This is a genomic window from Geomonas sp., from assembly GCF_056994735.1.
Genome location: NZ_JBXKJL010000361.1, coordinates 1 through 15,064 on the forward strand (window position 1 = coordinate 1; position 15,064 = coordinate 15,064).

The window sequence follows — 15,064 nt, forward strand, 5'->3', positions numbered from 1 at the left end:
GGGCGATCCTGGCGCCAAACGGTGCCGTAGTCATAAACGGCGGAAAATCTGGCCATCATGAAGCTGATGTCACGCCTCGGGTCGAAGGCGTAGCCATACTCCGCCGACAGGGCGTACTGGTTCGGCAGCGATATCTCTTCCGCAACGGCTTGGGTATTACTGGCGCCAGCATCTGAGACAGTCGACGGTGCCGATACGGCTACCGGCGCGGCCGTTGAGGCAAGGCACGGCGGTGCCAGAAGTCCAAGAAGCAGGCCCGACATTATCGTCTGAAAGAGGATGCGCGCAGTCATGTAGCTTGATCGTTTCGTAACGCGTGCATCCTCTCTCCGGCGGTTTCTGCCGCGAAGGTTCGCGCCCGGAAGGGCGCTCCTACAAGCGGGACAGTTTTATCTTGGCGTAATCGCTATTGCCGGCGAACCTCAGCGCACAGATACGCTCCGTCTCAAGAGAAACCGGCTTGCCTTGAAGGTCACATCCGGCAGCGCCTGCCAGTGGGAAGGCCTTCCCTTGCTGCAGAACCAGCGCCGCACAGGCGAGATCAAAACCTGCTGCCGCAGGTGTCGTGCCGTACAGAGGGGCATAACAGGCGACACGCGATCCATCCGGGATGGCGGCACGGTAGCGACTACCAAGATCCCTTCTGCCATCGGCACCGAGAACGAGCAGCGCATCCGAAGGAATCGATAACTTCGAGCCATAAAGACATCCCATGTCTACGGAGTCTATGGCGCAATAGCCTTCGCCGCTCTCTCCCCGCGTCAGCAGCAGGAACGCCGCGCCTTCGCCCAAAACGGAACTTTCCTGATCGAAGGAGAGAGGAGAAACGATCCGCTCCTGGACCGGGCCATGCTGACGGTACCACAGGTATCCGATCAGGTCCGAGAGCTCATCGACGGCTCCCAGCAGGACGGCGTCGACTCTCCCCTCCTCAAGCCACCGATCCGCAGTTGTCAGAGCTGAAGGGACGGACATTTCGAACTGGCTGACCGTCAGGCTCGGCCCCTTGGCGCCCAGCATGATAGAAATGTTCGCGGCGGCGGAGTTATGGACCGAATTGGCGAAATGGGTAGGGGAGGCGCAGATGTCGCCGTCGGCTATGATCGAATCGAGAAAGGCGAAGGTGGTTGCGGTGGCTCCGTAGCCGCTGGCCACGATGACGCCCAGGCGGCTGAGGTCGGCGCCCAGCATGCCGCCGTCCTGAAGCGCGAGGTGCGCCCCGAGGAGGCTGAGCTTCGAGTAGCGGTCGATTCTCCTCAGGGTCCGCCTCGCGGCGAAATCCTCCAGCCGCTCGGTCTGAGCGCGGAAGGCCGGCAGTTGCACCGACCCGTCAGCCACCGGAATGGTAAGGCTGGAGATCTGGCTGGTGCCGCTTCTCAAAGCCTCGGCCAACTCGGCCACGCCGCAACCGAAGCCGCCGCTTACACCGATGCCTTTTACCAGCATCCGAGTCATTCCGTGCCCCTTTTGCCGAGTATGATCACCGAGTTGTTCCCGCCAAAGGCCAAGGACTCAGATAGCGCCACTGTTCCTTCAATGCCGCTGCACTTCTCGACCGGCGATCCCCCCAGCTCCGGATCGGGTGTGCTGAATCCGGCATTGCCTGGAAGCATCCCCCGCTCCAGGCAGGCTACGGTGAAAACCGCCTCGATTCCGCCGGCAGCGCCGAGGGTGTGACCCGTGTAGCCCTTGGTAGACAGGAAAGGGACGCCGGGGAGGAGGTCGGCCAGCACCCTGCTTTCCACCCGGTCGTTGTCGGGAGTGCCGGTGCCGTGGGCGTTGACGAAGGCGATTGCGTCCGCGGGAATATCGCAGCAGGCAAGGGCCTCGGCGATGGCGCTGCGGAGGCCTTCTCCGTCCGGCCTGGGAGCGGTGAGGTGGTAGGCGTCGCAGGCGGACCCGTATCCCAGGACGTAGGAGCGGGCCTTCTTCTCGCGCCGTGCCTGCACCGCTTCCGATTCGAGCACCAGCATACCGGCGCCCTCGCCGAGGTTTAGACCCTTGCGGCCTTGATCGAAAGGCCTGCAGGGGGACTCGTCGGTTATCATGAGGGAGATGAAGCCGTTGTAGGTGATCCTCCCCAACTCGTCGGCACCGCCGGCAATGGCAACATCACATGTCCCCCCCCTGATCCACGAGGCGGCGAGGCCGACCGCGTCGGTCCCTGAAGCGCAGGCGTTGACCACGGTCTGGCAGGGGCCGGTGAAGCCGAATTCCCGGGCGATGACGGCTGCGGGATTGCTGCGCAGGATCCGCTCTATCGGGAAGAGATCCGGAGTCTTGCCGGCACGATACTCCCGGCAGAATGCTTCGTTGTTCATGGCGCTGCCGACCGTGGTGCCAACGCAGACTCCGACCCGCAGGGCGCCAAGTGTCTCGATATCGAGCCCTGCATCGGCGATAGCCTCCCTGGCTGCGTGGAGGCCCAAGGCGCTGGTCCTCAACAACTCCGGCGGCTCGGTGAAATCGGGAACCTCGAAGACGGGGTAGCGGGTCGGGTGGTCGCTGCCGAAACGTGACGGTGGAACCGGCGCGCGGCTGCCTCCATAGAGGGATTCCATGCAGGCATCGACACTGTTACCGGCGGCGCAGATGCATCCGAGACCGGTTATGGCGACAGGCCAGGGGTGCGTCATGCCGCGAGGCGACCGTCGATATAGGCGGCGAGGGCGTTGACGGACTGGAAGGCGGTACGGCCTTCTTCCATGTCCTTTATCTCCAGCCCGAAATGCTTCTGCACCAGCACCACGAGCTCGACAGCGTCGAGCGAGTCCAGGCCCAGCCCCTCGCCGAACAGCGGTGCGTCGTCTTCGATCTCATCAGGCGTCAGCTCTTCAAGGTTGAGATCCTGTATCAGAATGTTTTTCAACTTCTCTTTCGTTTCCATTTCAACGGCTCCTTCACACCCGGACAGACTGCTCGTTCATTTCTTGCTAACAAATTTTTTTCGTGTTTCGACAGGCTCAGCACGAACGGCCGCTCAGTCTGATTTCGTCAAAGGGTTCACCCTGAGCTTGTCGAAGGGGTCAATTCGGTTTCTGTCAAAAGGTGCCTCATAATACAGATGACACCTCCATCTTTCAAGGTTTCAAACTACGTACCTGTTCGTGCTGAGCTTGTAGAAGCACGCAATTGAAAAGCTGCTATTTCTTCTCCTCCATCAGCCTGTTGGATGTCTTGGTGAACTTGATAAAAGAGCCGAAGTTCTTGAAGAAGCGGATCCAACTGTCGGGTGAGCGCCAGAGCATGGCGAAATAACCCCAGAGCACCTTGGGGCGCTTGAAGTGCGTGGCGTAGAACTCGTTGAAGAGCTCTTCCAGCCGCTCCCGTGTCATGCCCTTGGTGATGAACTGGAAGTTCATGCAGTCCATCTTTTCCCAATCCTCGTCGAATTCCCCCAGCTCATGAATATTGTCGTAGATGGGCGAGCCGGGGAAAGGGGTGAACTTGGCCAGGTTGAAGTCGTCGATCGGCAGCGAGAAGACATACTTCATCGAGCGACGGATGCTTGCCTCCGTCTCCCCCGGGAGGCCCATCATGAGGAGCCCCTTGGTGCGCAGCCCCGCGTCCTTGATCATGCGGATCTTCTGGGCCAGGTGGTCGAGGTCGGCGTTCTGGCGGTGCTGGGCGAGGAGTTCCTCGTCGCCGGTCTCGATGCCGAGGCTCATCATCCAGCATCCGGCCTTACGCATCCGGGTGACCAGCTCGGGGTCGATGTGTTCGGCGCGCACGGCGCAGTTGAAGGTCATCCCGAGCGGCCGGTCGATCATCATGCCCGTGAAATCTTCGACCCGCTTCCGATTGAAGGTGAACTGGTCGTCGTAGAAGTTGATGTGCCGGATGCCGAAACGCTCACTCAGGTAGCGAAGGTGCTCGTACAGATATTCCGCCGAGTTATAGCGGAAGCTGCGGCGGAAGACGGAGCGGTCGCAGTAGCTGCAGGCGTAGGGGCAGCCGCGGCTGGAAATGCAGCTGGTGTTCGGGGTCTGCGGGTAGTTGAAGATCGGCAGCATGTAGGAGTGCGGGTATCCAGCAAGCTTCTCGTAGGCCGGGAAGGGGAGGTCGTCCAGCACCAGCGCCTTTTCCCTGAACCCGGTGAAGCAGCCCTCGTTCCCATTGCGATAGATGATCCCTTTCACCGATGCGGGATCGTCGAGCCCCTTGGCGATAAGCTCTGCCATGGTCTCCTCGCCCTCTCCGACGACGGTGATGTCGAGGTCGGGAAAGCTGGGGAAGAGCTGTTCCTTGAGCGCCGAGACGTGCGGGCCTCCGAAGACTGCCTTTATGCCGGGGACGGCATGATGGGCCATCTGGGCGATGCGGATGCCGTCGAGGAAGCTGGAGGTCGTGCAGCTAAGGCCGATGAAGGCCGGCTTTTCCGCCAGCAGGTAATCGCGTATGGCTCGGTCGGAATCGGGGCGGGCGTAGCAGTCGATGATGTCCGCATGCGTCCCGCGCTGCTCCAGGTAAGCGGCGATGCTGGCCAATCCCAGAGGGGGCATTATGTTGGCGATGCGTGAGATGTCATGTCCCGCCGCGTCAGCGCGGTAGCCCAGCGGATGCACCAGGAGGATTTTCTTGTTGTTCAGCATCGTAGGTCCTTTATCGCAGCTAGCGGCCGATCTTCATTCAGTTAGACTATCCCCTTCCGCCGCTGTCTTTAGCTCCTCCCTTGAAAAAGGGGGGCAGGGGGGATTGGGTTTTAGATGCCCGAGGACTTGGTGAGCCTTGCCACCAGCACACACCATGGCACCCTACCCCACCCCCTCGCCCCCTCCCTCAAGGAGGGGGGACATGAGGGAGGATGCGGGGGGAAGGTGTGCCCATCAGCCGCCGTCTAGGCTCCTGGGTCCTTCGGGAACCTGATCAGCGTATCCCACAGCAGACCGCGGTAACCGAAGCGGTGCATGATCGCCAGGCGCTTCTGCCCTTCCGTAGGGGGGAAAACCCTGTCGCGCTTCCCCTTGAACGCCTTGCCGATCATCTCGTTCATCGCCGGCACATCCACGCCCGGCGACAGGTAGTAGGCCGGCTCGCGCAGGTCAGAGCCTTCAGCGATGATCCCGTCCCGCACTGCCAGCGCCACCAGCGGCGTCCCCGGCAGGATCCGGATTCCGGAAAAAGCGAAGACTACAGAATGATCCAACTGCTGCAGGTTCTTCAGCCCTTCGGCAACCGTTTCCATCGTTTCCCCGGGACCGCCAAACATGACGAAGTGGGCGCAGGGAATTCTTTCGGCGACGCAGGATTCGTTCACCTCCAGCGCGTCCTGAAACGAGAATCCCTTCCCCAGTGACCTAAGCGTCGTATCGGTGGCTGCGTCAGTCCCAAGCTCGACAGCCTGGAGGCCGGCCCGCTTCATCAGGGAGAGATCCTGCCTGCTCACACCTTGCGGGCGCATGTAGCAGCACCAGCTTACCGTTAGCTCCCGACGGACAATTTCTTCAGCAATCGCCAGGTGGTGGCCGTTGGCGTCGTTGAAGACCGAGTCGGTGAAGAAGAAGCTTTCCGCGCCGTGCTCCAGCTTGGCACGCTCCAGGTCGTCGACGACGGCCCGCGGGTCCCTGCAGCGGAAGCTCCTCCCCTCCAGGGTCGGATAGCTGCAGTAGATGCAGGCGTGCGGGCAGCCGCGCTTGGTCTGCAGGTTGATCATCCCGCTCTTTTCGAGGTAGAAGCCGATCAGCTCCTTCGAGTAAAGGGGTGAAGCCATCTCGTGGCCGTCAAGCAGCCGCTCGCCTCGCAAGAGTCTTGGAGGGTTGATTCCCTGCGACAAGTCGCGAACCAGGCCGCAGAGCAGGCGCTCCCCTTCGCCGATGATCCCGTAGTCAGCCCCGGTGTAGTTGAGGATCTCCTCCGGCATGATGGAGAAGGCGGGCCCACCGATGATAACCGGCGCTCTCGACCCTTCACGGACGATTTGTACCAGCCGTCGGGTCGTCTCAGGAAAAGTGCTGGTGCTCAGAGAGTCGCAGTTGTCGAGGTTGCGGATCGAGATGCAGATGAAATCGGGCGCGAACGCGGCCACCCGCTCGCGCAGCTGCGCCTCGGACTCTCCCGACGCCAGGAAATCGAACTGATCCAGTTCGTGCCCCTCGGCCGCAAGTGCCGCCGAGATGACCGCGACGCCCAGCGGATAGACCGGATAGGGCTCGGTGGTGACGTTCGAGGAGACCAGCAGAATGCGTTTCATCATGCTCCAATGCGATTTTCTGCAGCTCGAAACCCAGGGAGAATGCGTGCTTCGACAGGCTCAGCACGAACGGTTACACACAGCTCAAGAAATTCCCCCGGTTTGTTCAGGCCGGTATCCTACTGAACCATCTGCATCCGTTCGCCCTGAGCCTGTCGAAGGGCTTCTCCATGCCCTGCAATAGATGCAGCACGAAAGGCAAATCCCCCCTGTCCCCCCTTTGACAAGGGGGGGACGTTGGGATGCCGTTACCGCAAGGGAGAGGGGGACGCCCCGTTACTGCAAGGGAGAGGGGGACGCATTCCGCGGCGTTATAGATCCGTTCGCCCTGAGCCTGTCGAAGGGCGCAAACTTGTTGTTACTTAGCCTTGTTGAAGGTCCGTTTCCGGCGCGGGTTGTAGCGGTAGTAGGTGTCATCCGCCATCTCGCGCTGGATCACCTGCCGGAACAGGTTCCCCATCTTCAGCTGGTGGCCGCCATCGGCGTAGAAGGTATCCCAGGCATAGTGGTACATCTCCTGGAGCTTCTCCGGGGTCATGCGCTTGGGCTGGAATACCACCTTGTCGGCGGAATAGTCCTTCCAGTTGCTGCTCAACAGCCGACCCTCGCGCTCGAGCTGGGTCCGGCAGGGGGAGTGCGGGAAGGGCGTCATGATGGTGAATTCCGCCACGTCCAGCTCTACCTCCATCAGGAAGTCGACCAGCCGCTTGATATAGTCCTCATCCTGCTCGTCGGTCCCCAGCAGGATGGTCCCCTCGATGCCGATGCCGTGATCCTTGAGGCGCTTGATCCTGTTGCGGATGACGTCGGAAGTGTCGAAGACGGCTTGGTAGACGTACCACGCCCCAGCATCGGCGGCGAGCTTGAGGATCTGGTCGTCGTCCATGATCGGGTGGGAGACCCATTTCTTCTTCAGCGGCGCCATCGCGGTGAAGAGATCGATCAGCCACTGGCGGTCCTGGGCGAGCGAGTTGTCCACGATGAAGAGTCGATTGTTCTGGATCGCCTCCATCTCCTCGATCACCTTGTCGATGGGGCGGGGGCGGAAGCTCTTGCCGCCGAGGAAGCCGGTGCAGCAGGGGAAGCAGTCGAACTTGCAGCCGCGGGAGGCATGGACCAGGTCGAGCATCTGCACGCCGCGGTAGTTGTAGAGCTCACGGTTGAGGATCTCCCTGCGCGCGGTCCCGATAAGGTTCTCGTGCGGCGGGTTGTCCATGTAGTTGTAGAGCTTTTTCAGGCGGCCCGCCTTGAAGTCATCCACCACTGCGGCAAAACGGCCTTCAGCCTCGCCGAGAAAGACGGAGTCGGCATGCAGGGCGACCTCTTCGGCGTGGAGCATGGTGGCTATGCCGCCGAAGATGACCGGAATTCCGCGCTTCCTGTACTCGACAGCGATTTCGAAGGCGCGCGGGAGTTGGCAGGTGAGCATGACGGAGATGCTGACCAGGTCGTAGGGGGTATCGAAGTCGATCCGCTCCAGGTTCTCGTCGATGAAGGTCAGCTCCACCTCAGGAGGGACGCAGGAGGCAAAAACGACCGGCCCGTGGGGCGGGAGGTGAAACTCGGTCTGGCGGTCGAGCTTCGGCCAGCTCGGGTAAATCAGGATCATGTTCATGTATAACTTCCTTTAAAAAAAGGCGTTTAACAGGGATGGACAGGATGAAGGGGATGGAGAAACCTGCCCCGCATCACCTTGGTACCGCTACTTAATCTGAAAGTCCCCCTTTGCAAGGGAAGTCCCCCTTTGCAAAAGGGGGATTTAGGGGGATTTTTAAGCTGGCGCCAACACCGTAAAATCCCCCCCGACCCCCCTTTTTCAAAGGGGGGAGGAATGAAAATGCCTTTTACGAAGGGGGAGGAATGAAAGGGCCTTTTTCAAAGCGGGAGGATCAGGTCCTCCCCGATAGCGCGGCTTGGATCAATTCGATTATGCTTCCCATCTCCGACATGCCAAAGACGACTCTGCCATCATCGGACAGGGTGACGGTGCCGTAACTCTCTACCGCCGGATTCGGCTCTGACGAGAGCACCAGGAAAACCGCACCCGGCTGCAGCGCTTCCACTTCGAAAGGGTGCGGCGCAGGCAGGTCGCAAATCCCAGCCAGCATCGTCGGTGACTCACCCATGGCCAGATCTTCCAGGGCGACCCGCAACGCGTCCAACCCTGCCCGCGTCTCATTGATCGCGATGGACGAGCCTGTTAACCCGAACTGAATGGCGGCATCGCCCAGGAAACAGTTGGCCAGGGTGTAGGCAAAGAGGTTCGGGCTGGCCAGTCCGCCGCCGTCGACCAGCACCGTCTGGTGATAGTCCACGTCAGTGGCGAGGCAGCCGAGTTGGCTGGCGGCAACCACCCCGATGGGGCGCTTCGTTTCCCAGGCTTCAAGGCCGGCGTCTCGCAGGGCGAAGGCAATCGCAGCGATTCCCACCTTTGCATACTCTGACATGCGGCCGAAGCGCTGGTTGGGCTGCGGGAATACGTCCTTGCGCGTCAGGGCCGGAAGGGGCTTCTCGCTGAAGCGGCACCGGCCACCCTCCCTGCCACAGCCGATACCGTCCCCGGTGACCCAGCCTATGCCGGTAAGGTAAGCCTCCATCATCCCTCCCCCCGGCTCAGTACCACGGCGGCGTTGACGCCCCCGAAGCCGGAATTGGTGCTAAGAAGACAGGAGCCGGTTATCTGTTGCGCAGACGAGCTGACAAGGCCTTCCCCGACTTCTTCCGGATCGAGCATCCCGATGGTCGGCGGAAGGAGCTTTGCCTCCAGGCATTTGAGCCCGAGCGCGATCTCGATCCCCCCGGCTGCGCCCAAGGTGTGGCCGATGGCGCCCTTGATGGAGTTCATCGGGAGCTTACGGTCCCCGAAGACGGAGCGGAAAGCGGTCAGCTCCATCTGGTCGTTGTACACCGTCGCCGTGCCGTGGGCACTGATGGCGGCGATGTCGTCGGGCTCGATCGCGGCCCTTTGAAGCGCCTGGTTCACCGTCTGGATGAGGCCGCAGGCGTCCCGGGCGGGAGCCGTGATATGGGTGGCATCGTTGGCAGCGCCCCAGCCGGCTACGACGCCGAGGACTGGTCGGCCTTCTCGGCGCGCCCGCTCGCTGCTCATCAAAAGGAGTGCGGCGGCGCCTTCCCCGAGGGTGAGGCCATTGCGGTTGCGGTCGAACGGGCGGCAGGGCTGCGGAGAAAGCGCCTGCAGCGCGGAGAATCCCGAAAAGACGAACTCGCTGACCAGGTCCATGCAGACCACCAGCACCGCCTCGCTTCTCCCTGACGCGATCATCGACGCTCCCCGCGCCACCGCGATGGTCGATGAGGCGCAGGCCGCGTTGATGTTTATCCCGGTGGAGGCTAACCCGAATTTCGTCGACAGCCATGAGAGGAGCGCGGCCATCGGCACGTTGCCAGGATCGCCGGCACCACCGCAATTGACCCTTTCCATCAGGTCGACGCACCCCTTGGTGCTGGCGGTAATCAGGGTTGCATCGGCAGGCACCGGTCCGAAGCCGTCCAAAAGGCGCTCCAGAAGGGGATAGATGCCCGAGCGGCCATCCTTGCCATCGAGCCCGCCGATCCACGATGCGTCAGGAGAGAGGTACCGGCTGGTGTCGAAGCGCTCCAGCGGCCGGATCGCCGTCTTCCCTGCCAGCGTCCCCTGCCAGAGGCTCTCCAGGTCCGGTCCCAGCCCGGTCACCGTCTGGGCGGCCGTTATCACAGGGCGTGAATGGTGAATGGTGAATGGTGAATGGTAAAGGCTCATACCTACCCCGCGAAGGCTCCTTCTTTCCACCTGTCGAAGAATTCCCTTATGAACGGCGGCGGGAGGAGGAGGGTGTTGAGCTGGCGGTCGACCATCATCTGCACCGTGTATCCCGTTGTGGCGATCTCGCCTGCCTCGTTCCTGATGATGTACTCGAAATCGAGCCGCGCCGCCGGGGTCCAATGCAGTACCGCCTCGATGGTGAAACGGTCCGGGAAGCGGAGGGGACGGGAGTAATCGACGTGCATCTTCTTGATGGGAGTGAAGATGTCACGCTCATAGAGATCCATATAGGAGATGCCGTACTTATCCCCGAAGACTTGGCGGGCATCCTCAAAGTAACTCGGATAGCGTCCGTGCCAGACCACGTTGAGAGGATCAACCTCCTCGAACCGTACCGTCCGTTCCGCAATCGCCCGGAGAGGCGCAGGGGCACCTTCCTGGAGCTTGAAATAACCTTTGGTCATTGACGCTCCTCCGCCGGCTCCAGTTCGACCAGCATGGTCGCCGTCGTGGTGCCCTCCACCGATAGCTGCGCGTCCCAGAGGAGCTTCCCCTTCACCGTTTTCGGCCGGCACCTGGCCACTATGACCTGCTCCGGTAGGACCGGGGTGAGGAACTTGGCGTCATCGATCGCCACCAGCCGCTGTCTCGATCCTTCGTGCCTGCCGACCAGTGACACTGCGATGAGCACCTCAACGATGGCGGGAAGAATGGGGTGGTCCGGGAAATGGCCGCCGAATCCGGAGAAGTCGGGTGTGAAGAGATAACGTCCCTCGATGGTTTCGGCTTCGTCGGTGGTGACCGCGCCGACCGAGGCCGCTGCTATTTCCTGCAAGATCCTATTCATCGCTCTGTTCCACGCTTTCTATCCAAATCGTCAGGCGGTACCCCGCCCGGTCGTCATCCAGCACAATGCCCTCGGGAATCAGCTTTCCGGTCATGGGCTGGTACTGGAAGTAGCGGACCCGCCAGGAGGCCTTGCCTCGACAGCTCTTTTCCAGCATCTGCGCGCCAGCCCCGCCGAAAAGGAAGTTGATCTTCCCGTCGCCACTTTCATGGGTGAGCCGGTAACTGGTCGGGTCAGCCAGCAGGGCGTCCCCCGGAGAGGGGACTGGATCAAGAAAGATCCTGCGGACGGAGTTGCCGACGGCCTCGGCGAAGGCCGGGTAACGGTCCAACTCCGGCATCACGAAATTGGCCTTGCTGGAGGTGCGGTCCACGGAGATGTCGTAGAGCTTCACCCCCATGTCGTTCATTCCCACCAGCCGGGCCGTCCCCGTCGTCGAGTCCAGCTTCATGACCCCGGCGAGCGGAACCCGCAGGCCATGCAGCTCGAATAGAGCCGACTGGCGGATCAGGACGCTCCCCAGCTTCCCGGTCCAGAGCCCATCGCAGAGTTCGGCCGCGGTCCTCGGCGGCACCGGAGTCAGCTCGGTCGCCTTGAAAGGGACCGTGCTGCAGGCGGTGAGGAGCAGGAGGAGCAAGGCCAGGAACGCTTTTGTTACCGTCTCAGACCCGTATGGGAATCTCCCCCTCCCCCGGAGGGAGGGGGCAGGGGGGTGGGGGAAGCAGATGGCCGGGATCACCAGGAGTGCGGCGGGGATGCCGGTGCCGATGCCCAGGAGCACGGTGATGCCGATGGAGTGCATCGACGGGTGCTCTGCCAAAGCCAGCGCCCCCAAACCTGCCAACGTCGTCAGCCCGGATACCAGCACTGCCCGGTTGGCGGCGTGGCTGGAGCCCTCGGTCAGCTTGCAGACCATGAAGATGCCGTAGTCCACGCACAGGCCGATGATCAGGATGGTGGCGGCAATGTTGAAGATGTTGAACTCCAGTCCGAGCATCCCCATGATGCCGAGCATGCAGATGATCCCGGTTACCACCGGCACCAGGACCAGCATGATCCGGGTGGGCTTTCTGAAGAGGGCCACAACCAAACCAAAGACCAGTACCGACGTGACCACCATGTACCGGCTGAAGTCGTTGACGATGGCCCGCCCGACGTTATCGCCGAAGCGTCCCTGTGAAACCAGGTGGACTCCGGGGAGCGCCTTCAGATCCGGATCGAGTGCCGCCAGCACCTGTGGGGTATCGGGCACAAGGGTCAGCACGCGCACTACTCCGGCAGAGTTAACGATCATCGAATCGACCAGCTCCGCCACTCCCGCCTCGCGAAGGGATTCGACCGTGACGCCGGGACCGGGGTCCTTGAGGCCCGAAAGGAACGGGGCGAACGCAGCCTTGGTAAAGCCGATGGTCGCGCCCTCGCGGCCGAGGTCGGCAGCGAGATGGTCTGCCCGGCCGTCACGCCAGAACTCCTTCCAGCGCTCCAGGTTCGCCTGCTGTCTCAGCTGACCTGGCAAAAGAGGTGCAATGCTCACCAGTTCGCCGGCCGGGAGTTTCCCGGAGATGCGCGCGAAGAGCCGCTCGTTCAGCGACAACGCGGCATCGAGGTCCTTTCCCTCGGCAAAGATGATAGCCTTGCCGCGCATGTCGCCCCAGGTCTTCGTCAGCTCTGCTTCTGCCTGACGCAGCTCCGGGGTCACCAGGTTGATGGCCCTGAGGTCGCCGTTGAAGCGGATCTTTGTCGCCTGCCAGCCGCAGATGGCAAGGATGATCAACCAGCACCAGATCACCGCGCGCCGTGGCAGCTGCCATTGCGGCATCAGGTTTCCGAGAGGGACCTTCCCCTCCGGCGCCGGCTTGATCAGGTGGGGCAGCACGATCAGCGAGATCAGCAGCGAGGCGACTATTCCCGTCATGCTGTAGATCGCCAGCTGTCGCTGCCCCGGAAGGCTCGAGGTCAGCATCACTCCGAAGGAGATCAGGGTTGCCGCCGCGCCAAAAAGTACCGGACGGGCCACCTCCCCGGTGATGGTGCCTATGTCCTTCCCCCCCTGCCTGCAGGAGAAGTAGATCAGCATCGCGTATTCGTCCGCGATCCCCAGCAGGACTCCGCCGAAGCCGAGGGTGAGGGCGAAGACATTCCCCTGGTAAAGGGCGATCATCCCCGAGGCGATCACCAGGATAGACGAGGGGACCAGGAAGACGAAGATCGCGCTCAGGCTGCGCAGGAAGATGATGTAGATGGCGAGCACCGCGATGGTGTTCACCGTCAGCACCACGGCCAGGTCCCGCTTGATGGTGTCGGCATTTACCAAGGTGTAGCTGTGCCCGCACAGGACCGTCGCGCTCATCTGCCGGGGGACCGCCGCCGCCACCGCCTTCTGGATCCGCCCCAGGAGATCCCTCGATCCGGCCGAATCGGTCATCGCTACGGTGCTGTCGATGAAGATCAGCGCGCTCTTCCCGTCGGCCGAGACGAAGTGGTTGTTCACCAGCCGCATGTTCGGGATCATGTTCAGAAAGCGCATCTTCTCCAGGGCAACGGCCGAGAAGGAGAGGGGGTCGTTCTGGATGCTCCCCTTCAGCGCCCATCCCTCGGGGGAGAGGAGCTGCTCGTAGCTTTGCCTGAGCCGCTTCCGGACTTCGGGGCCGGTCGTGGCGGCAGCGAGCCTGGAGAGGTCGTCGCCTGTGGCAAGGCTTGGAAGGGCGCGCCCGAGCCAGCCGAAGATGCCGCCGGACATGTCTGCCGGGCCGGTCGTCACCTTGCCGACGCCTCCTTCGGCGAGGGCCTGCGCCAATCTGTCAGTCGCCTCAGTCAGGGCCGCGGGGTCAGTGCCTCCGGCTTTGACGGTGATAACGATCTTCCGGGTGAACGGGGCCAGCTGGAGCAGGTGGAAGTCCTGTGCCACGGCCGAGCCATCGTCCGGGAGCATGGCAACTATATCTTCCTGGATACGCGCTTTCGTCGTGGCCAGACACCCCATTACGACGACCAGCAGGGTGGCCCCGAAAAGGAGCTTGCGGCGCGGTACGAGGTAGCGGTACAGCCGCTCGAACAGCTGGCAGGACGGAACCGGCATCTAGAAGAGGTCCGCCTGCAGGGGCTTGTTGACTGACGTGTTGACGAACCTGATCCGGGTGAAGTCGCCGTCTTTCTCGTGCACCTCGACGCTCTTCACGTACCGGCCGTCGGCGCTGAAGTTGATCAACAGGTGGCGCAGGAAGCCGGCGGCAGCGGCGGAGCGGGGCTCGAGCCGGAGTGACGCCGGGGACTCGGTCACGACCGTGATCCGGTACTCCCGCTTAAGCCAGCTGAAATCGGCGCGGGCCCAGGCGAAGAGCTGGTCGGAAACGAGCTTCATCACAGGTTCCTGGCTGATCTGGAAGCTCTCGGTGCGGCCGGTCCGCTCATGCCAGCGACGCCCTTTTTCGCCTTTCAAGACGAAGCCCGAGGCCACCGGCGCGGTCAGCTCCCAGCGCAGCTTGTCGGGCTTGCTGAAGTAGAAGCGGCCCTTCGAGGTGAGGACGGTCTTGAACATGCTCAGGTGCTTTTCCTGAACGAAGTCGCTGGCAAGGGTAGTCGCCCCACCCGCGGTCTTCTCCAGGGAAGCCAGCACCGCAGGGTCGCCGGCGGCGGTGCAGGGAGTTGCGGCGATGAACAGTGCGAACGAGATGAGCAGGAGGATCTTTTTCATGCCGCACCCCCTCCGGCAGCGCCCCGATTGGCGATCCAGAGCTTGAGTGTGCCGGCGGCGATGATCTCCCCGCCGCGTTCAACCTCGCCTTCGGCGACGGCAAACCCCTCAAAGCTTCCGACGGTCCTGATCCGCACCAGGAGCCTTTCCCCGGCGACTGCCCTGCCTGTCACGCGGAACCTTCTCACGCCCACCAGGTAGCCTTCCGAGACTTCCCTTCCCTGCAGCAGATCGTCGTATCCCTTCACCGCCGCGTATCCCTGCGCCAGCAGCTCGACCAGCGCCGCTTCGTCAAGGACCCCGTCGGCTCCGACGAGAATACACTCTGCGCCGGGGGTGGCCTCCACCTCGCCGGTCGATCCATTCCATGACAGGAGTGTGTCGATCAGCCGCATCGGCGGGCGGTGGGGGACCAGGCTTTCTGCCGCCATCGGCAATGTCAGATCAAGCTTCATGCTGCTTCCTTGAAAGTCCCCCTTGGTAAAAGGGGCTTTAGGGGGATTTCGCTGGTGCCGAGACTGAAAATCCCCCCCGACCCCCCTTTGTCAAGGGGGGAGAATCGTGGCCCTT

The 15,064-nt window shown here is 62.2% G+C and carries 14 protein-coding genes; all 14 read right to left on the reverse strand.

The window, feature by feature from the left end; all coding sequences use genetic code 11:
* Window positions 1–293, reverse strand: a 293-nt coding sequence (locus AC11W3_RS15565) for a hypothetical protein (RefSeq protein WP_484093315.1), incomplete at its 3' end; no start/stop codon positions are given.
* A gap of 79 nt (window positions 294–372) precedes the next feature.
* A complete protein-coding gene (locus AC11W3_RS15570) occupies window positions 373–1,455 on the reverse strand; it encodes a beta-ketoacyl synthase N-terminal-like domain-containing protein (protein WP_484093316.1) in 1,083 nt (360 codons plus the stop codon).
* Complete coding sequence (locus tag AC11W3_RS15575) at window positions 1,452–2,636, reverse strand: beta-ketoacyl-[acyl-carrier-protein] synthase family protein (RefSeq protein WP_484093317.1); 1,185 nt, start codon at window positions 2,634–2,636, stop codon at window positions 1,452–1,454. The genes AC11W3_RS15570 and AC11W3_RS15575 overlap by 4 nt, the downstream gene beginning before the upstream one ends.
* Window positions 2,633–2,887 carry a phosphopantetheine-binding protein gene (locus tag AC11W3_RS15580; protein ID WP_484089557.1) on the reverse strand — a complete coding sequence of 85 codons (255 nt, stop codon included), beginning with the start codon at window positions 2,885–2,887 and terminating at the stop codon, window positions 2,633–2,635. Before AC11W3_RS15580 ends, AC11W3_RS15575 begins: the two co-directional genes overlap by 4 nt.
* 256 nt (window positions 2,888–3,143) lie before the next feature.
* Complete coding sequence (locus tag AC11W3_RS15585) at window positions 3,144–4,592, reverse strand: B12-binding domain-containing radical SAM protein (protein WP_484089558.1); 1,449 nt, start codon at window positions 4,590–4,592, stop codon at window positions 3,144–3,146.
* A gap of 245 nt (window positions 4,593–4,837) precedes the next feature.
* Window positions 4,838–6,190 carry a lipid biosynthesis B12-binding/radical SAM protein gene (locus tag AC11W3_RS15590; protein ID WP_484089559.1) on the reverse strand — a complete coding sequence of 451 codons (1,353 nt, stop codon included), beginning with the start codon at window positions 6,188–6,190 and terminating at the stop codon, window positions 4,838–4,840.
* A gap of 358 nt (window positions 6,191–6,548) precedes the next feature.
* Entirely contained in the window at window positions 6,549–7,805 is a 1,257-nt protein-coding gene (locus tag AC11W3_RS15595; protein WP_484090135.1) for a B12-binding domain-containing radical SAM protein, read from the reverse strand.
* 274 nt (window positions 7,806–8,079) lie between these two features.
* Window positions 8,080–8,787, reverse strand: a complete 708-nt coding sequence (locus AC11W3_RS15600; protein ID WP_484090136.1) for a beta-ketoacyl synthase N-terminal-like domain-containing protein — start codon at window positions 8,785–8,787, stop codon at window positions 8,080–8,082.
* Window positions 8,787–9,950 carry a beta-ketoacyl-[acyl-carrier-protein] synthase family protein gene (locus AC11W3_RS15605; protein ID WP_484090137.1) on the reverse strand — a complete coding sequence of 388 codons (1,164 nt, stop codon included), beginning with the start codon at window positions 9,948–9,950 and terminating at the stop codon, window positions 8,787–8,789. The genes AC11W3_RS15600 and AC11W3_RS15605 overlap by 1 nt, the downstream gene beginning before the upstream one ends.
* A gap of 2 nt (window positions 9,951–9,952) precedes the next feature.
* Window positions 9,953–10,417 carry an acyl-CoA thioesterase gene (locus tag AC11W3_RS15610; RefSeq protein ID WP_484090138.1) on the reverse strand — a complete coding sequence of 155 codons (465 nt, stop codon included), beginning with the start codon at window positions 10,415–10,417 and terminating at the stop codon, window positions 9,953–9,955.
* Entirely contained in the window at window positions 10,414–10,800 is a 387-nt protein-coding gene (locus AC11W3_RS15615; RefSeq protein WP_484090139.1) for a 3-hydroxyacyl-ACP dehydratase FabZ family protein, read from the reverse strand. The genes AC11W3_RS15610 and AC11W3_RS15615 overlap by 4 nt, the downstream gene beginning before the upstream one ends.
* Complete coding sequence (locus AC11W3_RS15620) at window positions 10,793–13,879, reverse strand: MMPL family transporter (protein WP_484093318.1); 3,087 nt, start codon at window positions 13,877–13,879, stop codon at window positions 10,793–10,795. Before AC11W3_RS15620 ends, AC11W3_RS15615 begins: the two co-directional genes overlap by 8 nt.
* Complete coding sequence (locus AC11W3_RS15625; protein WP_484090141.1) at window positions 13,880–14,494, reverse strand: LolA family protein; 615 nt, start codon at window positions 14,492–14,494, stop codon at window positions 13,880–13,882.
* The gene (locus AC11W3_RS15630) at window positions 14,491–14,949 is read right to left on the reverse strand and encodes a hotdog family protein (RefSeq protein ID WP_484093319.1); all 459 of its coding nucleotides are present in this window, start codon (window positions 14,947–14,949) and stop codon (window positions 14,491–14,493) included. Before AC11W3_RS15630 ends, AC11W3_RS15625 begins: the two co-directional genes overlap by 4 nt.
* Between the last annotated feature and the right edge of the window lie 115 nt (window positions 14,950–15,064).